The organism is Parafilimonas sp. (assembly GCF_047606085.1).
Taxonomy (GTDB): Bacteria; Bacteroidota; Bacteroidia; order Chitinophagales; family Chitinophagaceae; genus Parafilimonas.
This window is the reverse complement of the sequence record NZ_JASGEX010000032.1, coordinates 1-22279: the sequence shown is the minus strand read 5'-3', so window position 1 is coordinate 22279 and position 22279 is coordinate 1. Positions and strand designations below refer to the sequence as shown.

Sequence of the window (22279 nt, the reverse complement as noted above, 5' to 3'; positions counted from 1 at the left end):
GATGGCTATTTAAATTAAACCCCATTCGGGGTCTTTTATTAATCGTGTTTCTCCTAAGTTGACGGCTATGGTGTCGCCACCCGCCTGCGAAAGTTTGAAAGGCGTTCCTAAAACCGCATTTAATCATTTTTTTGTATTGTTGCTGCATTTTCCAAACTTGCGGGAGCAAGTTAAACAAGTATGATTTTTGTGCAGAGTATGAAGCAAATCAATTAAAGGAACCATAATAAGAAAACATTAAATAATTCTTACCCATGGCAGTTTTAAAGTTCAGGGCATATTATGAGGAAGACGAGGCCATTTACAGGGATATTGTAATAAAACACTCACAAAGTTTTTTTGACCTGCATAATGCTATTTTGAAATCGTATGATTTTGACAATAAGCACCAGGCCACTTTTTACAGGAGCAATGATAACTGGCAACGTGGCAGGGAAATAACCCTTGAAAAATACGACAGGGGTTATAAGGTTGAGCCATTAATAATGATTCATACCACCATTGGCAGCGAGATACGCGATACCAACCAGAAATTTATTTATATCTACGACTTTGAAAAAAACTGGGCTTTTCATGTAGAGCTTATCAATATTACAAAAGAAGAAAGCACCAGGATAATTTATCCGACTACCTCAAGGGTCGAAGGCATTGGCCCGCAACAGTACGGCACACGCAGCCTGCTTGGAAAAAAATTTGTTGATATTGAAGAAAAATATGACCTGCCCCAAAACAATGAAGGCTTTGGCGAAGAGGGCGGGGAGAGTGGTGGAGAGGAAAGCACAGAAGAATATCCTGATGAAGCATAAAGCGGTACATTCCAATAGCATTGAATGAAACCAGTTGTTTGCCCTGCTTTGCGCAATCACAATTGAATGGCGGCATATCGCCATCGTTTTTTGATGCGGCCGGCTGCCCGTTAAACCTGTTAAGAGCATATTGGTAATAAATCCTTCCCGGGCACAAATCTTATCTTTACATAAATTCTTATTCATTATGTGGAAGAACAACATTCTTGAAACTATCGGAAATACGCCATTAATTAAGCTGAATAAAATAACGAAAGACTTTCCCTGCACGGTGCTTGCCAAGGTTGATTACTTCAATCCCGGTAATTCTATAAAAGATCGCATGGCATTGAAAATGCTGGAAGTGGCTGAGCAGGAAGGTAAATTAAAACCCGGTGGCACAATCATTGAATGTACCAGCGGCAATACGGGCATGGGCCTTGCTTTGGCAGCCTGTGTTAAAGGCTATAAATGCATCTTTACCACAACGGATAAACAGAGCAAAGAAAAGATGGATATATTAAAAGCTGTAGGTGCAGAAGTAATTGTTTGCCCAACAAATGTAGAACCGGACGATCCGAAAAGTTATTATTCTGTTGCGGGAAGGCTTGCCAAAGAAATTCCCAACTCTTATTTCTTTAATCAATATGATAATCTTGCCAACCGTTTGGCGCATTATGAAACCACCGGCCCTGAAATATGGGAGCAGACTGAAGGTAAAATAACGCACCTTGTTTGCACGGCAGGCACAGGCGGAACGGTTACCGGCACTGCACAATTTCTGAAAGAAAAAAATCCGGGTATTCAGGTGTGGGCAATTGATGTATATGGCTCTTTGCTTACCAAATATTTTAATACCGGCGAGATAGATATGAATGAAGTGCACCCTTACATAAGCGAGGGCTTTGGCGAAGATTTCGTGCCCGCCAATTACGATATGAGCGTGATTGACCGTTTTGAACAGGTAACGGATAAGGACGGCGCCATTATGGCGCGCCGCATTGCAAAAGAAGAGGGCATTTTTATTGGTTACAGCGCCGGCAGTTGTTTGCAGGGGCTAATGCAATTGAAAAGCAGGCTGAAAAAAGATGACCTGGTGGTTTGTATTTTTCACGATCATGGCAGCCGCTACGTTGCAAAAATTTATAATGACCAGTGGATGATGGAACGCGGCTTCCTGGATGTGAAAACGTTTAAGGATATTGTAAATGCGCGGGAAGGAAAGAAGCTCGTTACGGTGCAGCCTTCGCAAACTGTTGCCGAAGCCGTTGAACTGATGAAGAAATATGATATCGAAAACATTCCTGTTATGAACGGCAGCGGCCCTGTTGGTTCCATCAGCGAAACAGGCTTGTTTCAAAAAGTGTTTGATCATCCTGAATTAAAAGATTCCACGGTGGAAAGCATCATGGAACAAGCGTATCCCGTTGTTGATTTTGATACGCCCGTGGAGCGTCTCGGCAGTTTAATAAACAAAGGCAACGGCGCCGTTTTAGCTAAAGACGAAACAGGCGATTACCATATTGTTACCAAGTATGATGTGATACAAAGCCTGGCGAAATAGTTTAAACATTAACGGCATATTTTATGACAATGGTTAATTAAAGACTGGCTCAGTCTCTCAGACTGAGCCAGTCTGTTTAAACGGCTTTTAAATATTATGGCCACCGCTTTTATGAATTGTCATTTTGCAAATCAAATATGTTTATGCTGAACGACTCGCTTTACAAAACTTTGCATATTAAATCTGTAACAGAAGATATAACAAATTTTAAGATCATCACTTTTGAAGAAGGCCATAACATTCCGTATAAGCCAGGCCAGTACATTACACTGGTGCGTTTCAGCCATGACGAAGAAATAAGGCGTTCTTATTCCATTACATCATCCCCCTATTTAAATGAGCCATTGGCAATAGGCGTGAAGCGCATTGAAAACGGCTATTTTTCCCGTTTGCTTGTTGACCATGCCGCTGCCGGCGATGAAATTATAACCATTGGCGCAGGCGGCCTTTTTATTTTGCCGGATAATATTGATGATTACAAGCAGGTTTTCTTTTTTGCAGCGGGCAGTGGCATTACGCCGGTTTATGCGCTTATTAAAACCGCATTATTTGCGCATGAGCATGTACAGGTTGTTTTGGTTTATAGCAATGCATCGGCAGAAAAAACAGTTTTTCTAAACGAGCTAAAATTGCTTGAACAAAAATTTAAAGGCAGGTTTATTATAAAATTCCTGTTCAGTAATATCATTCAGCTTGCCAAAGCCCGCCTGCACAGGAATTTGATAATAGAATTTTTGCAAAACTTATCTGTTGCAGATTACGGCCAGACATTGTTTTATATCTGCGGCCCGCAATCGTATATGCGTTTATGCACTTATACTTTGCAGGAAAATGATGTGCCTAAAAATAATATCAGGCGGGAAGATTTTGTGATCAATGCGGTTAAGCGGGATGTTTCGCCGCCTGATAAATCTTCGCATATTGTTTCTGTCAGAAGCGGTAATGAATCTTTTCGCTTCGACGTTCATTATCCTGATTCCATTTTAACGGCTGCCAAAAAAGCCGGTATTATCCTGCCTTATAGTTGTGAAACCGGCCGTTGCGGCAGTTGTGTTGCCAAATGTATAAATGGCGATGTGTGGCATTCCTATAATGAAGTGCTCACGGAGAGTGAAATACAGCAAGGCCTGGTGTTAACCTGTGTTGGCCATGCTATAAATGGAGATGTTGAGTTGGAGATAAATGTTTAATAGTCCATGCTAACGGTCTGACGCATTAAGCGTCTGACCGTGTTGCTGCTACATTCTTTCCGGTACTTTAATGCCCATTAAATGCATGCCCGTTTGTATAGTTTGCGCTGTAAGCTGTGCAAGTGTTATGCGCAATGTTTTTTTCTCCTCACTTTCTGCATTGGCAATGGAATGTTCTGTATAAAATGAATTGAATGTTTTGGCAAGGTTAAAAACATACAACGCAATTTTCGACGGATCGTATAATACCGCAGCTTCCTCAATGGTTGCCGGGAACTGTTCGAGCTGAATGATGATCTCTTTTTCCAGCGGAAGCAGTTCACCGCTCACAGGAAATGTTTTAATGTCAGTAGGCTGTGGGCTGTGGGCTGTGGACATTTTCCTCAGCACACTCTTAATCCTTGCATACGTATATTGAACAAAAGGCCCGGTAAACCCATGAAAGTCTATGCTTTCCTCGGGGTTAAAGATCATCTTCTTTTTCGGGTCAACCCGCAGCAGGAAAAACTTTAATGCGCCGAGGCCGATTGTTTCATACAAATCGGTTAATTCTTCTCCGGTAAAATCTTTCACCTTACCAAGCTCTTCTGTTTTCTGCTTCGCAATGCCGATCGTTTCATCCACAATATCATCTGCATCCACAACAGTACCTTCACGGCTTTTCATTTTGCCCGAAGGCAATTCCACCATGCCATAACTCAGGTGATAGATAGCTTTGGCATACGGCAATCCAAGCTTTTCGCAGATAAGCTTTAATACCTTGAAATGATAATTCTGTTCATCGCCTACCACATAAATGCTTTCATCAATTTTGTATTCTTCATATTTATCAACCGCCAGGCCGATATCCTGCGTTATATATACAGCCGTACCATCTTTGCGGCGAACGATCTTTTTATCAAGGCCGTCGTTGGTTAAGTCAATCCAAACGCTTCCGTCTTCCTCTTTATAAAAGATACCTTTTTCCAAACCTGCTTCCACCAGGTTTTTACCAAGAATATAAGTTTGGCTTTCGTAATATATTTTGTCAAAATCTGCACCGATGCGTTTATATGTTTCGTCAAAACCTTCATACACCCAGCTATTCATCATGCTCCATAATTCAAGCACATCAGGCTTTCCGGCTTCCCAGTCAACCAGCATTTGTTGCGCCGCTTTCATAATGGCCGCTTTTTTTTCTGCTTCTTCTGTGCTTAGCCCTTCTGCCTCTAATGCCTTAATTTCTTCTTTATATACCTCATTAAACTTCACATAATAATCACCCACAAAATGATCGCCTTTGGTATGGGTTGCTTGCGGTGTTGCACCATTGGCAAAGATTTTCCAGGCAATCATGCTTTTACAAATATGAATGCCGCGGTCATTTACAATGCAGGATTTTATTACGTCGTTGCCAACAGCTTTTGCCAGCTCTGCAGCGCTCCATCCTAAAAAAATATTTCTTAAATGGCCAAGGTGCAAAGGTTTGTTGGTGTTGGGTGAAGCATATTCAACCATAATTTTTTTATGGCTGACCTGCTGTTTGCCAAATGAAGCATTATTGTAATTATCGGATAGAAATTTTATCCAGTAGCTATCGGCAACAACCAGGTTTAAAAATCCTTTTATAATATTATATGATTGAAAAATGCCGGTATTATTATCAAGCAGGTATTGTCCCAATGCATTGCCCAGTGCATCCGGCGATTTTTTTAAAGGCTTTAACAGGGCGAATAATACGATCGTGTAATCGCCTTCAAATTCAGGCTTGGTAACGTTTACGGTAATGGCAGATTCATCAATTGAAACCCGGTATAAATCTTCAATTGCTTTTTGCGTGATCAGTTTAATATCGTTGGTAAGGCTCATAAAAAAATATGAAGCGCAAAAATAATATAGCCGGCTTGTAAAATCTTCCTTAAATGTGAGAACAGGAAAACAGGTGCATTTTTTGCTGTTACCTTCGCACCATGCAAAAATTACATGCATTCATACGCAAAATGGTTTTGATAGTAGTGGATGCATTTTATCCCTTGTTCAGGCGGTTCATGCCTTTGCAAACTTTCAGGTATGCAGCCTGCGGCGGCGGCAATATGGTTTTTGATATAGTGGTTTTTATGCTGTCGTATAATTATTTTCTTAACAAGCAAATCGTTTATATAGCCGGTATTGCCATCAGCCCGTACATTTTTGCATTCCTTATTGCGTTTTGCATTTCTTTTCCTGTGGGTTTTTATTTAAGCCGTTATGTGGTGTGGCAGCAAACAAAAACCCGAAAGCGCATACAGGTATTCCGGTATTTTTTAATTGTTGTAGCCTGCATTGCGCTCAACTATTTTTTCCTGAAATTATTTATTGAAGTATTTCACTGGTGGCCAACTTTTTCAAAAATAATGACTACTGTTATTGTGGTATTATTCAGTTATTTTACCCAACGGAATTTTTCTTTTAAAGCTGCTGCTGAAAAAGAAGAAGACGCTGTAGTGCCCGAAGATGAACTGATAGATTAACGGCATTAATTTAACCTGCCAGGTAAGGCTGCCTTACCTGCATGATTGATGTGGCGCAATGACATCCAAAAATTAAGTTATATAAACCAGGTTGCTGTAAAGGTTATACAAAACTGCGCTGCTTGCATTTTAAATGGCATGATTTTGTTTTAAGGATAAAAAACAATTTATATGAAAAAAATAAAAAATGCTGTACGTATGTTTTGTGTTGCAATGTTCTTGTCAACTATAATTGTTTCGTGCATACCTCCGCGAAATGGGCACAGGCATCAGGAACCTCCGGCGTCACAACAGGGCAAACATGAGCAGCCATAATCTTTTGAATATTCATTCAGCCATAAAATGCCTTGTTCATTAAAAACAGGGCATTTTATATAATCTTGCCATTGTTGTATATAAACCAATGGAATTACTTCCGCTAATACCACACTTGTAACCACACATATATTATTGGCCTTTATGAAACCGGTTGCATTTGCCTGGTGCACTTTTTTATGCAGCTTGTAACATAAAACAGCCTTTTACATAAAATGCGGTTGCAAAAACATGCAGATGCTTATCTTCAATTTTTATTATTTTCTATTTTTTCTGAATGACACTTAGAGACTCTTTTAATCTTGCATACCGCACGGTGCGAAGCAACACACTGCGCACCGGAATTACCGTAGCCATCATTGCTTTTGGCATTATGGCGTTAATCGGGATTATCACCGCCATCCAGGCCATGAACGAAGGGCTGCGCAACAGTTTTTCCACCATGGGCGCAAACGGCTTTACCATATCATATAAAGAACGCTTCAGGTTTAACGATGGCAATGATGACGAGGGGTCTGATAAAAAAAAGAAGGCCAAAAAATCAAACCTTGATAAATATATACAATTAAGAGAAGCAGAAAGTTTCAAAGAGAAATTGCAGTATCCTGCGCTTGTATCTATATCTCTTGACGGCTTTAGCAGCTATGAGGTGCATTATAATGACAAAAAGACCAACCCGAATGTGCGCATGAAAGGTGGCGATGAAAACTACCTTGCGGTAAACGGGTTTACCATAGAAACAGGCAGGAATTTAACGCCTGCCGATGTGCAAAGCGGCCGAAATGTATGCCTGCTGGGAAGTGATGTAGCCGTTAAGTTATTTGGACAGTTTAAAGACAAGGCCGTTGATAAATTTGTAAACGTTGACGGTAAGCCCTACCGTGTTATCGGGGTGCTTAAAGCAAAGGGATCGAGCGCTTTGCTGAGAGCGGATAACGTTGTCATTACTTCTTATAATAATGTGCGTGCAACCGGCATGGGCGGCAATTCTTTTTTAATAGGTGTGCTGGTGAACGATCTTTCGCAGGTGAATGGCGCTGTAAATGAAGCTACCTCTGTTTTCAGAAGCGTTCGCAAACTCCTGCCAACAGACGCTGATAATTTTGTGATTGAAAAAAGCGATAAACTGGCTACTACTTTCATCAGCCTTTTGGGCAGCATACAGGCAGCCGCAGCGGCCATTGGTTTAATTACATTAATTGGCGCGGCTATAGGGCTGATGAATATTATGCTTGTTTCGGTTAATGAGCGTACCCGCGAAGTGGGCCTGATAAAAGCACTGGGCGGCAAGCGCAAAAATATACGCCAGCAGTTTTTGTTTGAATCGGTTATTATCAGCCTGCTTGGGGCCCTGTTCGGTATTGTGCTTGGTGTGGCTGTGGGAAATGTATTTGCCGCATTGCTTAAAGCCGGGTTTGCCATTCCCTGGGCCTGGGTTATTGCAGGTATTATTATATGCTCCTGTGTTGGCCTGCTTGCCGGTATATGGCCTGCCGTAAAGGCGTCAAGGTTAAACCCCATCACTGCTTTAAGATATGAGTAGGCACAAAAGGGGATTGGGATTTAATTTTTGAAATATACAATAAGCAATGTTCAATGCTCAATTTGCAGAGGTTTTAAATTGAACATTGTTTTGTTGAATATTGAGGGTTTCTTAAGTAAACGGCATTGATTATTTATTCAGAAATTGAATAACTGCGTAACCAATAAGGGCGAGGATTATCACTGCAATTATTGCCATCAGTTCCCACGACAAACCTTTGAAGCTGCGTTGCATTTTTAGTTTCCTGGCAGCAGTTTTTTTGCGCAGGTTATCGTTAAGCTGCTTTGTAAAAATGTCTATTTTTTCAGAGGAAGAAAATTGCTGCAGGCCTTCAACGCCTTCGTTTATAAATGCAGAGCCAGCCATCTTTTTTTCAAAGGCATTGGCTTCCTCATCAGTTAATTTACCATTTAAGTAGTTCATTAACTGTTCTTCATTCAGATCTTCCTCATCTGCATTCCATATTTTATTTAATTCATCCATTATTGTTTGTCCCGCAATTTTCTTTCAACGAGTAATTTCAGGTTTCGTTTGCCATTCTGGATATAACTTTTTACCTGCATTAAACTAAAGCCGGTTTGTGCACTTATTTGCTGGTAAGATTTTTTTTCAAGATAGAAAAAAGTTATGCATGTTTTCTGGTCGTCATTCAGTTCCTGCAATGAAGTTTCGAGCAGGGAGATCATTTTTTGTTTTTCAATTTCCCGCTGCAATGGAAATTCCTCATCGGCAATATTATCTTTAAAATCAGCTATATTTTTTTCTTCGTGCTTTCTTAACTGCATCAGGCAATAGTTGCGCGCTACCATGTACAGCCAGCTTTTGAAATATTGCACCGGGTAGCGCTGCAGCTCGTGTATCACCTTTAAAAATATTTGCTGCACGGCATCTTTTGCGACTTCTTCATTCTTTAAATGCTTCATGCACACACCCAGCAGCAGCAGGGTATAGCGCTGCAGTAATATGCCCAGCAGGCGGTTATCGTTTGTTTGTTTAAACCGGGCCAGCAACTCCTGGTCGCTTATATGTTTTAATTCATTTTTGTTCAAAGGTGCAAGACTTATTGTATAGATGCCTGTATGGGGCAAATTCCATAAAGTTATGTAAACTGGCAGGAGATAGGCATAGCGCAGGGGAAGCTGCTACCGTCTGACGCTCAATGCGCCTGACCGCGTGATACGTAAAAAAAGCCTGTATATGTAAGGATGGGTTCATGCCATATATTATCAGAACAGCCCAAACAGCAGCGAATCTATCTTTCCTATTATTTCGCCGAGGTCTTCTTCTTTATCGGGAAATTTATTTTTGTCAACATTTATTACCAGCACCGGGCCTTCTTTGTAATTATCTATCCATCGGTTATACAGCTCGTTCAGTTTTTTTAAATAATCAAGGCGGATATTTTCTTCGTATTCGCGGCCGCGTTTCTGAATCTGGTCAACCAGCGTTGGCACAGACGCTTTAAGATAAATAAGCAGGTCCGGCGGCTGCACCATGGATTGCAGCGTTTTAAAGAAATGAAAATAATTATCAAAATCACGCTTGTTCATAAGCCCCATATCGTGCAGGTTAGGCGCAAATATGTGCGCATCTTCATAAATGGTCCTGTCCTGTATAACCGTTTCCGTGCCCTTGTGAATATCGAGCAACTGGTTAAGCCGGCCGTTTAAAAAATATATCTGCAGGTTAAAGCTCCACCGGGGCATGTCTTCATAAAAATCCATCAGGTAGGGATTATGATCCACATCTTCAAACTGGGGTATCCATTTATAATGTTTGCTTAATAGCTCTGTGAGTGTGGTTTTTCCCGCGCCTATATTACCTGCCACGGCTATATGCTTCGGTTTTTTTTGTTTAGCCATAAAACCTAAATTCCTGTAGGATATTTTTTATAATGAAATTAATCCCGAATTAAAAATAATTTGCAGTACAACATTCAAACTTAAAACATTAAAGTTTAAACATCAAACATAATCCAGGTGCATTGCTTTCCGTACCAATTTTATTGTTTCAACAGCATTGGCCCTGGCTTTTTCGCCGCCCTTTTCTATAATGTATGTGAGATATTCCTTGTCGTTTTCAATAGACTTTGCCTTTTCCCGTATGGGCTTTATGTAAGCCACCATATCTTCGGCAAGCTGTTTTTTCATGTCGCCGTACCGGATGGCGCCGTTCTCATAATCCTGCAGGTATGCTGAGGCAGTTTCCGCAGGGCTTACAAGCTGCATTAATGTAAACAGGTTCTCTATATAATCAGGTTTGGGCATTCCCGGTACGGCAGGCCCGCTGTCTGTTTTTGCTTTCATTATTTTTTTGCGAATGAGGTCATCCTCATCGGCCAGGTAAATGGTTACCATCTGGTTCTCGCTTTTGCTCATTTTGCCATTACCGTCGAGGCTTAAAATTTTTGTGAGCGATGCCCCGTAATTAAAAGGATAGGGCAATGGCAATACTTCACCATAACGATGGTTAAACCTTTCTGCAAAATTTCTTGCCATTTCAAGATGCTGCTCCTGGTCTTTGCCCACCGGTACTTTTACGGCGCGGTGAATTAAAATATCTGCAGCCTGCAGTACAGGATAGGTGAGCAGGCCTGCATTTATATTCTGCGGCTGCTGGCGCACTTTGTCTTTAAATGTAACTGTTTTCTCAAGCTCGCCTTTATAAGCAAGCATGTTGAGATATAAATAAAGTTCTGCAATCTCGGGCACATCACTTTGTACATAAATAACTGCCTGGTCGGGGTCAAGGCCTGAAGCAAGCAGTTCTCCCAATAACCTGTGCACGTTTTGCCGCAGGCTTTTTGTGTCGGGATGCGTGGTGAGGCTATGCAGGTCGGCAACAAAGAAATAACAATCGTATTCATATTGCATGCGCACATAATTCTGCACGGCGCCAAAATAATTTCCAAGATGTAAAAAACCTGTAGGCCTTATTCCGCTTAAAACAATTTCTTTAGCCATCCGGCGAAGATAAGGGCATTGGTTATTTGATGCGGCATTGGCCGGAATGAATTGTTGCCGGCAAAGCGGTTATTCAGCAAAACATGCGCTGGCTTATGAAACGGTCTTTTCTCTTTTATCATACGCATAATGAACAACCCCTGAAAACCCTGGCGCTAACGCCGCATAAAAATCTTAATTGAAGAACTGATTGATAAATTCAATTGTTCTATTGCTATAGTCTTGATTTTGCGCTTCTGACGCCCAAACTCCGTGCCCGCCACCGGGGTAAATAGTGTCGTAATGCCAAACAGTTTTATCTTCCAGTGCAGCGCGCAACAATGGCATTTGCGTGACCGGGACGAGCGGATCCTGATCGCCATAAAACGAAAGTGTCGGGGGCGATAAAGAGGTTACCTGTTTGGCAGGGCTCACTTCTATAAACAAAGCCTGATTTGCCTGATAGTTGTAAATAGCATTACCAACCAATCCGCCTATAACGCCCATTAAAATAAGATTGCCCGTAAACGAAGAGTCGGTTAAATCAGCCGGGCCAACTGTGTTTATCACGCCTTTCACATAGTGGCTTGAGTCGAAAGCATAAGCATACAATAGCGACAAATGCCCGCCTGCCGAGCCGCCATAGAGCAGGTACTGTTTTGACACATTGTATTTATCTTTTTGAATTTCATCCAATGCCGCCTGAATGTCGTTTATCTGTTTCGGATAACCCGGGCTTTCCTGAGTTCCCAAACGATAATTGATATTGATAATAGCGTGATCAGGATAATAGGCTTTAAGCGAAGTCATATTCGAAGTGTAATCAGACTTGTCGCCCGCGCTCCAACCGCCACCATGAATCATTACGAAAACTTTTGTTGAGGCGCTGGTTCTGTTGGCAGGCAAATACACGTCCATTTTTTGCTGGGCATCACTACCGTAAGCAATGTCTGTAAGATTGTATGCCTGCGTTACATCATAATTTGTTTCTGTGTTATTATTGTCCTCCTTTTTGCAGGAAATGGCTGTACAACCGATTATGGCTGCAGCCAGGCCGATGTAGAATTTGTTTTTCATTTCGCTGCAATCCTTTGGTTATTCAAAGTTTCGCTTTCTGGTAGAAACGATAATGTTCACTGATTGTTGTCTTGCCATTGCATACAATGGCGCCGGCCTGGCAAAGAACCGGCATTAGCATCCCCATCTGCCGGAACCGAAGCTATATGTATAATGTTAAGATGATAACCGAAGCCCAATAGCCAGGCGAAAGTTGAGGTTTGAGCTCTGTAAGCCGTTTTTTTACCAACCCGCATATTCAAGAGCTATCACAAACAACCCTTTACTGCTTACCGATCGCATACATGCCATGGGCAATGTGGTTTAATACGATTCTGCATCTGAAGGAAAATCGTTGGCTTTCACATCTTTCACATATTGCTGCACCGCGCCTGTAACCGCCCCGAACATATTCAGATACTGGCGTAGAAAACGCGGCTTGAATTCGGTGTTTATGCCAAGCATATCGTGCATAACCAGCACCTGGCCATCGCAATATTTGCCGGCGCCTATGCCAATGGTGGGAATGCTTATGTTTTCCGTAACTTCTTTTGCAAGCAGGGCAGGTATTTTTTCAAGCACCACGGCAAAGCAGCCGGCTTCTTCCAGCAGCTTTGCATCGCTGCGGAGCTTGTTGGCTTCTGCATCTTCTTTTGCACGCACATTGTAGGTGCCGAATTTATAAATGCTTTGTGGCGTTAAGCCCAGGTGCCCCATAACCGGGATGCCGGCGGATATGATGCGTTTTACGCTTTCAAGCACTTCTTCGCCGCCTTCCAGTTTTATAGCATGTGCGCCGGTTTCTTTCATCATGCGTATAGCAGATGCCAGCGCTACCTCTGAGTTGGATTGATAAGAGCCAAAAGGCAGGTCAACCACTACGAGGCAACGGTTCACGCCGCGAATAACCGATGAGGCATGATAGATCATCTGTTCCAGCGTAACAGGCAACGTGGTTTCATGGCCGGCCATTACATTGCTGGCGCTGTCGCCAACAAGAATCACGTCTATATTGGCATTATCAATTATGCGGGCAAACGAAAAATCGTAAGCGGTAAGCATGGCAATTTTTTCGCCCTGCATTTTCATACGCTGTAAAGTATGGGTAGTGATTTTTTTTATCTCTTTGTGTGTTGACATCTGAATAAATTATGGTGGTGAAAGAAAACTGAATATGACCCTGCGTTAGAATAAAACATATTCAGATGCCGCTGCAAATATGCTGCTTATTTTTTATTCTGCAGTTCTTCGTACAGCTTTTGTATAAGCCCGTCGGCCAATCCGATTTTTGGCACATATATTTCTTCAATATCCGCCCAGCGCATTACGTTTACATATATCTGCAATGCAGGCACAATAACATCCGCCCGGTCTTCTTTCATTTTATACCGGCGCATGCGCTCATCTAATGAGAAGCCGGATAGTTCTTTATAATAATCTTTCAGCAATTGAAGGGACAGAGGTTTGCCGTCTTTTCTTTTGCTCAGTGAAAAAACCTTGTTGATATTGCCGCCGGAACCAATGGCAATTACCGGCAGTTTACTTTTGATACCGGTTTTTACTTTTTCCCTGAAAGCATCCCAATGGCTTTCATCAACCATGTTTTTTAAAATGCGTATGGTGCCAATATTTATTGATTCTTTATAGCGCAGTTTTCCATCCGCAATAAAGCTGATCTCTGTGCTGCCGCCGCCCACATCAATATATAAATAAGCATGCTCACGGTCAAGGTTTTCGGCAATGTGGTTTTCATAGATCATGGCGGCTTCCTCATCACCGCTAATGATGTTTATTTTTATGCCGGTCTCAAGCTTCACCTGTTTTATAATATCCGGCCCGTTGGCGGCATCCCGCATGGCGCTGGTGGCGCAGGCTTTCACGTGTTTTACCTCATATACTTTCAGCAAAAAGCCAAATGCTTTCATGGTTTGGGTAAGCATAGCGATTCTTTGCCTGCTTATTGTATTTTTTTCAAACACATCAAAGCCCAGGCGTAACGGTACACGTATTAAATTAAGTTTTGTGAACTCCGGTTTGCCTCTGTCATTTTCCGCTGCCTCAGAAATTAATAACCTGGCGGCATTGCTGCCAATGTCAATTGCTGCTAATCTCAATGTTTGCATTTTACCTGCGGCGAAAGATACAATGTTTGGGGAAAGATGAAAATTCGTGTTGGCTCAACTGCTTATGTAAAAAAGCCGCCGGGAAATTCTCCTGACGGCTTTTGCGTATTATTTGTTTTATTTAGTTGGTTGCAGCAGGTGCGGTAACTGTAGAGTCTGGCTCCGGCGCTTTATCAATCAGTTCCATAAACTGATCGAGCTTGGGCGTGATGATGATCTGTGTGCGCCTGTTCTTTGATTTTCCTTCAGGCGTATCGTTGCCGGCTACAGGATTGTATTCGCCGCGGCCGCCGGCGGTAAGGCGTTTGGGATCAACGCCAAACGTATTCTGCAATGCCTGCACCACAGAGGAAGCCCTCAGGGCGCTTAAATCCCAGTTGTTGCGAATGTTTGGTTTTGATATGGGAACATTATCGGTATTGCCTTCTATCAGCACTTCAAAATCTTTATAGTCCATAATGATTTTGGCGATCTTCGATAAGGTTTCGTTTGCCTTGTCAGATATTTCGTAGCTGCCTGATTTATACAGCATGTTATCAGATAAAGAAATATATACAACCCCCTTTAATACCTGCACATCCACATCCTTCATTTCTTCCCTGCTTAACGATCTTGTAAGGTTATTGGTTAAGACCATATTTAAAGAATCGCTTTTATTCTTTGAATTAACCAGTTGCTGTATGTATTTGTTAGATGAATTGATCTCATCCACCAGTTTTGAAATATTTACGTTGCCCTGGCTTGTAGAAGTAAGGCATTTATCCAGTGCCGCCTGCAATGACTGGGCACTGGCCTGTAAGTTTTGCGCATTAGCGCGTTCTGCCCTTAGCTGGTCCTGCAGCCCGGCTATTTTTACGTTTGCTGAACTAAGGTTAGACTGGCAGGTTGAATTTTCCTGCGAAACTGCATTTAATTTACCTTGTAAATTACTGTAATCCGCCTGTAATGCCTGGTATTTTTTAGTGCCTACACAGCTTGTCGCCAATATGGCCATTGCTGTGGCGCCGATCATTAAAGAATAGCTGATTTTCACGATAATATAGTTTATGTTTGTTAATGTGTGCTAATTACAAAATTTCAACCATGTTTTCTGTTTTATATGGCAGATATGGCGCATTTTTTATAAATATTTACCAGGCTTTTTCCCTAATTAACAGCAGCGTTACAACTTTTTAATTCTTCCTTATGAAGGATATATTGCCTTAATGCTGCACCAGCATACTATACAGCCTGTCATCGTTTTTATAAATATCCCTGCGAAAATTCACTTCACCATTGCCATCAATATAAGCTGTGAAATAACCAATATAAACCGGTATGGTTTGCTTTAAGGTTACCCAGTTTTCTTTGCCTGCCTGCATGGCCGCATCAATTTTTTCAGGCGTCCATTCCGGGTATTGCCTCAGCACCCTTATGGCAAGGTCACGCGGTTTTGAAACACGGATACAGCCGTGGCTGAAGGCGCGGTTGGTTTCGTTAAATAAAGATTTGGAAGGCGTATCGTGCAGGTAAATATTATTGGAATTAGGAAAAAGAAACTTCACAAGGCCAAGCGAATTTCTGGGGCCGGGCTTTTGGCGAACATGGCCGCCATTCCATTCCATATTGTGTGCGGCAAGATAATTTTTATTGCGCGCCATACCGGGCCTTACCTCTTTATTAATAATGCTTTGCGGTACATTCCAGTAAGGGCTGAACACCACATACTTCATGTCGCCGCTAAAGATTACCGTTTTATTCATAGGCGTACCTACCACAACGCCGCATCTCCAAACCGGTTTTGCGTTTTCGTAATACACCAGGGTGTATTCAGGAATATTTACAAGAATAAATTCTTTTGTAACCGTTGAGTCTTCCGGTATCCAGCGCAAACGTTCCATGTTCACCATTATTTGCTCAATGCGGTTTTTTGCAGGCACATTCAGTTCGGTTATAAGCTCGTTGGAAAGCAAAGAATCCTGCTGTAAGCCATATACATCTTTCAGGCCCCGCACGATGCCTGCAAGGTTTTTATCGTACACATTACCCAAGGTATCAGCCCTGTTTATATATCCTAATTGAAACAGTCTTTTTTTTACAGCGCCAACAACAGATGAAGAATCTTTTTGTTTTATAGATTTTTTAATTGAAGGAATAGCAATTTCGTCATCTTTCGATTCAATATTCCTGTAGTGCGCCAGCGCTTTTTTCAAGCCGTTATATTGCGGGCCTGTTACATCGCCTCTTGGCTCACCGATATTTCCTGAACTTAAATTGTTTGTAAGCAATGCAGCGTAAGATAATTTTTTTCTTGGCAAATACCAGTTAATGGAATCTGTTTGTCCATCCAGCATGCCGGCATATATTTTTTTTGCATAATAAAAATATTCGCCGGTAAGCATTAGCTCGGTATTAATATCAGGTTTAAGCAGGTTGGTTGTGCGCAGTAATTCTTCAAGCGTATCCTTATATGGAATATGGGCCGTTACGCCTTCCTGCGCTACCTCATCAAGGCTGGATGTGAGCGCGCTTGCTGTTTCAATCAATCCGGTTTTATCATACCATGCATAGTTGTAATTATTGGCGCGATAGAAAGTATCAAACTCTTTGCTGAATTGCTTAAAAAGCGGCATGCTGTCAAGAAATTCCTGTATATGGCTGCTGTCGAATTTTATGCCTGAATTCAGGTTAAAGCTGCCCGGCGCAACCTGCTTATGAACGATTTTTTCGGCAGCAGTTGTTTTTGTGTTTTGTGGATTGCACGAATAAAAAAATAATAAGGCAGCGCAAAACAGAAAGCGAAAAAAACCGGGTTTGTTCATATATGAATATTGAAAGAAAAGGCTTTTTAAAAAAGGAAGGTAATAAATAAAGACAAAGCCGCCTTAACTGTATTATCTTCTTTCTGCATTCAAAGGCAAATCCCTTTTAAGCATGGCATCGCGGTTGGCCATTTCCCAGGCTGTGTAAAAAACAAGCTTTACCCGTTTGGCCATCAAACCAAAGTTTATCTTATCAATGGTGTCTGTCGGCCTGTGATAATCAGCATGCGTGCCATTGAAGTAGAAAATGATCGGAACGCCTTTGTCAGCAAAATTATAATGATCGCTCCTGTAGTAAAAACGGTTGGGATCGTTCGGATCGTTAAATTTCCTGTCCAGTTCAAGATGTGTATAGGTGTTATTAATGCTGTCTGAAACAGGCATCAGGTCGCTGCTTAATTTATCTTCGCCTATCGGGTAAACATAGTTGGTTGAATCGCCATACGTGCGCTCAGGATCAATTCTGCCCACCATATCAATGTTTAAATCAACAGAAGTTGAGTCAAGATTGAACAGGGGATGATCCGTATAATACCCACTTCCCCACAAACCTTTTTCTTCGCCCGAAACTGTCATAAACACCATGGTGCGCCTTGGCCTGAAACCTTTATCACGGGCCTTGGCAAATGCTTCTGCAATCTGCAATACGCTGGTAGTGCCGCTGCCATCATCATCTGCACCGTAATAAATCACCGAATCCTGTTTGCCCAAATGGTCGTAATGGCCTGTTATAAAAACATACTGGCTTTTTCTGTCGGTGCCTGGCAAAACGCCAATTACATTCGTGCTTTGCAAATGGTTGGTAAGTTTTGAAATATCAAGTTGTGCCGTTGTTTGATAGGTTTTGTGTATTGTGTTTTCCTCAATATTTGTATTCAATAATGCCGCTGCGAGTTTTTTTGAAATAAAGAAAGACGGTGTTCTTACCTCCGTTGGTTTCAGGTACATGCGGCCTTTGTAGGCAGGTTTGCTCCCGGGAAAATCATCCGAAACAATTAATACGCCGGCTGCACCGGATTGTGTAGCCGTGCTTATTTTCCTGTAAAAGCTGCGAAAGTTTTTTTCCTCTTCTGCAGATGCGGTTATCATTAACCATTGCTGTTTTATGTTGAGGCTGTCGTAATCGTTATGCGTTGAATCTTTAATGCCTTTGCCGGCAAAAACAATATTGTTCATAGTGAATGATCCCTGCGGAATGCCGCTGCCTGCAATGGAAAAATCTTCACCAAACGCAAATTTTTTATCGCCCGTAATAAAAGAAGCGCTGGTAATGGAATCCTGGTAAACCGGATAAGGCATCTGGTATTTCCCTGAATCGCCGGGCAGCAATTTTAATTTCTTAAAATAGTTCTCTATATATGCCGCTGCTTTGCGCTGGCCTGCTGTGGCTGTTTCACGGCCTTCCATATCTGCGCTGGCTATTACACTAAGCTTTGCTTTTAGCGCTCCGGGTGTAATGGTGGCTGCAAATTTTTCGGCTGTTTTGTTTTGGGCGGATGCGCCTGTTGATGCAGCCATCAGCAATAAGGGCAACAATTTTTTCATGGTACGCAATATGATGAAAAATGTGCGAAAGAAAAAAGTGAAATTGGATAAAAGAGAAGTTGATTGGTTGAATTGGGAATTGAGAATTTATTGCTCGCAGCTTTCCGAAGCTAAGAAGGAACTATGTCAACGGTTTTTATTAATGTTGAAAGATGGGAAAGAAAATAATTTGTTTCATAATCATTCACCTTATTAAAAAGATTACATGCAGCTAACAAGGTTATTCAACGAATTTTTTAACAGCGAAAAAGCCTGCGGGATAATTTTAATTTTTGTTACAATCCTTTCCATTGTGATCGCCAATTCTTCCTTGCAGGCGCCTTACATAAATTTTTGGCATACAGATATAATAGGGCATGATATTGTTCATTGGATCAACGATGGTTTGATGGCTATATTTTTTTTATTGATTGGCCTTGAGCTTGAGCGCGAAGTTTATTGTGGCGAATTATCCAATTTTAAAACTGCATCATTACCAATTTTTGCAGCAACGGGCGGTATGCTTATGCCTGCTGCTATTTATTTGTTATTCAACTATGGCACAGCAACACAGCGGGGCGCTGGCATACCTATGGCCACAGATATTGCTTTTGCCATTGGCATGCTTTCGTTGTTAGGCAACCGTGTAAACCCGTCACTTAAGATTTTTTTAACTGCACTTGCTGTTATAGATGACCTGGGCGCCATTATCATTATCGCCCTGTTTTATACGCAAACTATTTCATGGGTTAACCTGCTGATAGCGTTATGCATTTTTGTTGTGTTACTTATTTTAAACCGTCTAAAGGTTTATAATCTTATACCGTATATTACCGGCGGCGTTTTTATGTGGTATTGTATGCTGCATTCCGGTGTACATGCAACCATTTCCGGCGTGCTGCTGGCTTTTGCCATTCCTTTTAGCAGGGGAGATGAAAAATCGCCGTCGTACAGGCTTCAGCATTTTCTTCATAAGCCTGTTTCATTTTTTATACTTCCCGTATTTGCAATAGCCAATACGGGCATTGCTGTTCCGGGAAACTGGATTGAAGGACTTGCTCATGCAGGCAGTACCGGCATAATTGCCGGGCTTACAATTGGTAAGCCTTTAGGCATTTCCCTGTTTTCATTTGCTGCAGTTAAAGCAGGCTTGAGTCAATTGCCTTCAGAGGTTAGCTGGAAAAATATTATCGGTGCAGGCATGCTGGCCGGTATTGGTTTCACCATGTCAATTTTCATTACCATGCTTGCCTTTAAAGGTGAAACCACCATAAGCAGCGCTAAAACAGCAATTCTTACAGGCTCTGTTATTTCAGGTATTGCAGGGCTTATATGGCTTGCCTTTTCTTTTAGAAAAACAAATGCGCTGCCTGAATAAACTGAGATTGCCTGAAAGGCCGGTTTAACAGATATACCACGAAGCCTCAAAAGCATAAAGTCCTGATTTTACCTAAAATTGATGAATTCCTTTTTAGCCTTACTTTCGCATGATTAGAATTGCTAATTCAATAAGAAAAATAAAATCAATATGGCATACGATGTAATCGTTATCGGCAGCGGCCCGGGTGGTTATCCTGCAGCTATCCGCGCCTCACAGTTAGGATTTAAAACAGCAATTATAGAAAAAGAAAGCCTGGGCGGCATTTGCCTGAACTGGGGATGCATTCCTACAAAAGCATTGCTTAAAAGCGCGCAGGTATATGATTATATGAAGCACAGCAGCAACTATGGTTTGCTGGCAACTGATGTAAAGCAGGATTTTGGCGCAGTTATTAAACGCAGCAGGGGTGTGGCCGATAAAATGAGCAAAGGCGTGGCCTTCCTCATGCGCAAGAATAAGATTGATGTGATAATGGGCTATGCAAAAATTGCCGGCAAAGGAAAGGTGGAAGTAACGGGGGCTGATACTTCGAAACAAACGCTTGAAGCAAAATATATTATTATTGCCACCGGCGGAAGAAGCCGGGAATTGCCTAATCTTAAGCAGGATGGGAAAAAAATAATCGGTTACCGGGAAGCATTGGTATTACCGCAGCAGCCCAAAAGCATGATCATTGTGGGCAGCGGCGCCATAGGCTCTGAATTTGCTTACTTCTATAATAGCATGGGCACAAAGGTTACCATTGTTGAATTTATGCCGAGAATAGTTCCGGTGGAAGATGAAGAAATCTCGAAAGAACTGGAAAAACAATATAAAAAACAGGGCATTGATATTATGACCAGCGCTTCTGTTGAAAAAGCTGATACCACGGGCAGCGGTGTTCGCGCCACGGTAAAAAAGCAGGATGGCAGTACCGTAACGCTTGAAGCAGATATTTTATTAAGCGCAGTAGGTGTAGTTGCTAATGTGGAAAACATCGGCCTTGAAGCAGCGGGCATAAAAACAGACCGCGGTAAAGTCATCACCGATAAATACCTGCAAACAAATGTGCCCGGGTTTTATGCCATTGGCGATTGCACGCCCAACCAGGCACTGGCGCATAAAGCCGGCCGTGAAGGCATTGTAGCTGCTGAGCATATTGCATATACAGAAAAAAAATCTTCACATTTGCCGGAGCCGCTGGATTATGGTAATATTCCCGGTTGTACATATTGCGTTCCTGAGGTATCAAGTGTGGGTATGACGGAAAAAGCAGCAAAAGAAGCCGGTTATAATATAAAGGTGGGTAAGTTTCCGTTCATGGCAAGTGGCAAGGCAACGGCGGCCGGTGCAACGGAAGGTTTTGTGAAAATGATCTATGATGCCAAATATGGCGAACTGCTTGGTGCGCACATGATTGGCTTTAACGTAACGGAAATGATTGCCGAAGTGGTTACGGCACGCAGGCTTGAAACAACGGGGCATGAAATTCTTACCGCCGTGCACCCGCACCCCACTATGAGCGAAGCGGTGAAAGAAGCTACCGCCGTGGCTTACGGCGAAGCGACAGATATTTAGCAACCGGTTTTTGGATTAATAAATCAATGTCGTTTAGTTACCTCACCCTAAATCCCTCTCCAAAGGAGAGGGACTTTGCAAACATTCCTTAACTAAACGACATTGATTAATAAATAACTAAAAATCAAACGCGCTGTGCGGAAGGTTACATTATATGCTTCCGGTGTTTGATTTTTTCTTTTAATGATATACCTGTTTAAAAATCCGGCGCTGATAATTGCCCTCGCGTGGAAATACAGAATAAGGCCGTAATTCCCCAAAAAGCGCCTTTTTCTTTCTACAAAAATTAAAACTGCAAAGCAATTTTTTTGGTAAGACTATTGCTATATCATGCGAAATAAAATTTATGTTGAATACTAAACTGCCAACATCTCCGCCAAAAAAAGTGTTTATTGTGGAAGATGAAGGCGATATGTGCCTGCTGCTGCATGTAATGCTGCAGGAAAATGCCATTGAGCTCAACCACGCCAAAACAATTGCCGCCGCACGGGAATATTTAAAAACAGAAGAGCCCTCGGTTATAATATTGGATAATAAATTGCCAGATGGGCTTGGGGTTGATTTTGTAAGCTACATTAAAGAAAAACATCCGAATGTAAAAGTGGTGATGATCTCAGGCTATACACCGGCTGCAAAAGATATTGCACTTGAAAATGGGGCAGATTTGTTTTTGGAAAAACCTTTTACAAGGGAGCAATTGTATTCATCCATCAAAAAATTATTGAACTAAAAAAACCAATCGCTATAAATGGAAAGGCCGGGCTTTATTAAAAACCCGGCCTTCTTTTATTATACTCCTCGTTGGATAAAAATGTGCAATCATTGATAAAAGTGCAAACCTATTTTTGTTGCTGGCTTTACATTAAGCAAGACAAGCATAAAATATAACCACCGGGACGTCATGCTCCCGACGCGTCGGGAGCATCTGCTATTGCATTACAACCTGCTGATGAATAATTATCACTTTAAATTATGATCAGGTTCCACCGCCGCGGCGGTGGAATGACGT

The 22279-nt window shown here is 41.8% G+C and carries 19 protein-coding genes; 8 read left to right on the top strand and 11 right to left on the bottom strand.

Features of this window, described 5'->3' with window-relative positions; genetic code table 11:
* Positions 1-254: 254 nt before the first annotated feature.
* From QM629_RS02915 to QM629_RS02905, 3 genes are all read left to right on the top strand, one after another.
* Positions 255-806 (top strand): IS1096 element passenger TnpR family protein, encoded by a 552-nt coding sequence (locus QM629_RS02915; protein WP_415157008.1) that lies wholly within the window; start codon positions 255-257, stop codon positions 804-806.
* Positions 807-993: 187 nt separating this feature from the next.
* On the top strand, positions 994-2349 hold the full coding sequence (locus QM629_RS02910; RefSeq protein WP_415157006.1) for a pyridoxal-phosphate dependent enzyme: 1356 nt from the start codon (positions 994-996) through the stop codon (positions 2347-2349).
* Positions 2350-2492: 143 nt separating this feature from the next.
* Complete coding sequence (locus QM629_RS02905; RefSeq protein WP_415157004.1) at positions 2493-3539, top strand: flavin reductase family protein; 1047 nt, start codon at positions 2493-2495, stop codon at positions 3537-3539.
* 48 nt (positions 3540-3587) lie between these two features.
* On the opposite strand, the gene argS is transcribed toward QM629_RS02905, so the two are convergent.
* Entirely contained in the window at positions 3588-5387 is a 1800-nt protein-coding gene (gene argS, locus QM629_RS02900; RefSeq protein WP_415157002.1) for an arginine--tRNA ligase, read from the bottom strand.
* 101 nt (positions 5388-5488) lie between these two features.
* On the opposite strand from argS, the gene QM629_RS02895 reads away from it, so the two are divergent.
* Both QM629_RS02895 and QM629_RS02890 read left to right on the top strand, forming a co-directional pair.
* The gene (locus tag QM629_RS02895; protein ID WP_415157000.1) at positions 5489-6028 is read left to right on the top strand and encodes a GtrA family protein; all 540 of its coding nucleotides are present in this window, start codon (positions 5489-5491) and stop codon (positions 6026-6028) included.
* A gap of 592 nt (positions 6029-6620) precedes the next feature.
* Entirely contained in the window at positions 6621-7886 is a 1266-nt protein-coding gene (locus tag QM629_RS02890; protein WP_415156998.1) for an ABC transporter permease, read from the top strand.
* A gap of 129 nt (positions 7887-8015) precedes the next feature.
* Here QM629_RS02890 and QM629_RS02885 read toward each other — a convergent pair whose 3' ends face one another.
* The 10 genes from QM629_RS02885 to QM629_RS02840 all read right to left on the bottom strand — a co-directional run bounded on the left by QM629_RS02885 (position 8016) and on the right by QM629_RS02840 (position 18353).
* A complete protein-coding gene (locus tag QM629_RS02885) occupies positions 8016-8369 on the bottom strand; it encodes a hypothetical protein (protein WP_415156996.1) in 354 nt (117 codons plus the stop codon).
* Positions 8369-8935 carry an RNA polymerase sigma factor gene (locus QM629_RS02880; RefSeq protein WP_415156994.1) on the bottom strand — a complete coding sequence of 189 codons (567 nt, stop codon included), beginning with the start codon at positions 8933-8935 and terminating at the stop codon, positions 8369-8371. The genes QM629_RS02885 and QM629_RS02880 overlap by 1 nt, the downstream gene beginning before the upstream one ends.
* A 177-nt stretch (positions 8936-9112) precedes the next feature.
* A complete protein-coding gene (locus QM629_RS02875) occupies positions 9113-9748 on the bottom strand; it encodes a deoxynucleoside kinase (RefSeq protein WP_415156992.1) in 636 nt (211 codons plus the stop codon).
* Between the two features lie 102 nt (positions 9749-9850).
* A complete protein-coding gene (gene trpS, locus QM629_RS02870) occupies positions 9851-10849 on the bottom strand; it encodes a tryptophan--tRNA ligase (protein WP_415156990.1) in 999 nt (332 codons plus the stop codon).
* A 174-nt stretch (positions 10850-11023) separates the two neighbouring features.
* Positions 11024-11905, bottom strand: coding sequence for a prolyl oligopeptidase family serine peptidase (locus QM629_RS02865; RefSeq protein WP_415156988.1), 882 nt, complete (start codon positions 11903-11905; stop codon positions 11024-11026).
* Between the two features lie 303 nt (positions 11906-12208).
* Complete coding sequence (panB, locus tag QM629_RS02860) at positions 12209-13024, bottom strand: 3-methyl-2-oxobutanoate hydroxymethyltransferase (protein ID WP_415156986.1); 816 nt, start codon at positions 13022-13024, stop codon at positions 12209-12211.
* Between the two features lie 86 nt (positions 13025-13110).
* Complete coding sequence (locus QM629_RS02855) at positions 13111-13998, bottom strand: exopolyphosphatase (protein ID WP_415156984.1); 888 nt, start codon at positions 13996-13998, stop codon at positions 13111-13113.
* Positions 13999-14128: 130 nt separating this feature from the next.
* Positions 14129-15040: a flagellar motor protein MotB gene (locus tag QM629_RS02850; RefSeq protein ID WP_415156982.1), complete on the bottom strand. Its 912-nt coding sequence runs from the start codon at positions 15038-15040 to the stop codon at positions 14129-14131.
* Between the two features lie 169 nt (positions 15041-15209).
* Complete coding sequence (locus QM629_RS02845; protein WP_415156980.1) at positions 15210-16808, bottom strand: L,D-transpeptidase family protein; 1599 nt, start codon at positions 16806-16808, stop codon at positions 15210-15212.
* 72 nt (positions 16809-16880) lie between these two features.
* Entirely contained in the window at positions 16881-18353 is a 1473-nt protein-coding gene (locus tag QM629_RS02840; protein WP_415156978.1) for a M28 family metallopeptidase, read from the bottom strand.
* A 205-nt stretch (positions 18354-18558) separates the two neighbouring features.
* Here QM629_RS02840 and nhaA point away from each other — a divergent pair, with 205 nt between their 5' ends.
* The 3 genes from nhaA (at position 18559) to QM629_RS02825 (ending at position 22000) form a co-directional block, all read left to right on the top strand.
* On the top strand, positions 18559-19710 hold the full coding sequence (gene nhaA, locus QM629_RS02835) for a Na+/H+ antiporter NhaA (RefSeq protein ID WP_415156976.1): 1152 nt from the start codon (positions 18559-18561) through the stop codon (positions 19708-19710).
* Between the two features lie 150 nt (positions 19711-19860).
* Entirely contained in the window at positions 19861-21270 is a 1410-nt protein-coding gene (gene lpdA, locus QM629_RS02830) for a dihydrolipoyl dehydrogenase (protein WP_415156974.1), read from the top strand.
* Between the two features lie 346 nt (positions 21271-21616).
* The gene (locus QM629_RS02825) at positions 21617-22000 is read left to right on the top strand and encodes a response regulator (protein ID WP_415156972.1); all 384 of its coding nucleotides are present in this window, start codon (positions 21617-21619) and stop codon (positions 21998-22000) included.
* Positions 22001-22279: the final 279 nt, after the last annotated feature.

Excerpts from the sequence above, each read along its gene's own strand:
- QM629_RS02915 (WP_415157008.1), top strand. The coding sequence starts at position 255 with ATGGCAGTTTTAAAGTTCAGGGCATATTATGAGGAAGACGAGGCCATT.
- QM629_RS02910 (WP_415157006.1), top strand. The coding sequence starts at position 994 with ATGTGGAAGAACAACATTCTTGAAACTATCGGAAATACGCCATTAATT.
- QM629_RS02905 (WP_415157004.1), top strand. The coding sequence starts at position 2,493 with ATGCTGAACGACTCGCTTTACAAAACTTTGCATATTAAATCTGTAACA.
- argS (WP_415157002.1), bottom strand. The coding sequence starts at position 5,387 with ATGAGCCTTACCAACGATATTAAACTGATCACGCAAAAAGCAATTGAA.
- QM629_RS02895 (WP_415157000.1), top strand. The coding sequence starts at position 5,489 with ATGCAAAAATTACATGCATTCATACGCAAAATGGTTTTGATAGTAGTG.
- QM629_RS02890 (WP_415156998.1), top strand. The coding sequence starts at position 6,621 with ATGACACTTAGAGACTCTTTTAATCTTGCATACCGCACGGTGCGAAGC.
- QM629_RS02885 (WP_415156996.1), bottom strand. The coding sequence starts at position 8,369 with ATGGATGAATTAAATAAAATATGGAATGCAGATGAGGAAGATCTGAAT.
- QM629_RS02875 (WP_415156992.1), bottom strand. The coding sequence starts at position 9,748 with ATGGCTAAACAAAAAAAACCGAAGCATATAGCCGTGGCAGGTAATATA.
- trpS (WP_415156990.1), bottom strand. The coding sequence starts at position 10,849 with ATGGCTAAAGAAATTGTTTTAAGCGGAATAAGGCCTACAGGTTTTTTA.
- QM629_RS02865 (WP_415156988.1), bottom strand. The coding sequence starts at position 11,905 with ATGAAAAACAAATTCTACATCGGCCTGGCTGCAGCCATAATCGGTTGT.
- panB (WP_415156986.1), bottom strand. The coding sequence starts at position 13,024 with ATGTCAACACACAAAGAGATAAAAAAAATCACTACCCATACTTTACAG.
- QM629_RS02845 (WP_415156980.1), bottom strand. The coding sequence starts at position 16,808 with ATGAACAAACCCGGTTTTTTTCGCTTTCTGTTTTGCGCTGCCTTATTA.
- QM629_RS02840 (WP_415156978.1), bottom strand. The coding sequence starts at position 18,353 with ATGAAAAAATTGTTGCCCTTATTGCTGATGGCTGCATCAACAGGCGCA.
- nhaA (WP_415156976.1), top strand. The coding sequence starts at position 18,559 with ATGCAGCTAACAAGGTTATTCAACGAATTTTTTAACAGCGAAAAAGCC.
- lpdA (WP_415156974.1), top strand. The coding sequence starts at position 19,861 with ATGGCATACGATGTAATCGTTATCGGCAGCGGCCCGGGTGGTTATCCT.
- QM629_RS02825 (WP_415156972.1), top strand. The coding sequence starts at position 21,617 with ATGTTGAATACTAAACTGCCAACATCTCCGCCAAAAAAAGTGTTTATT.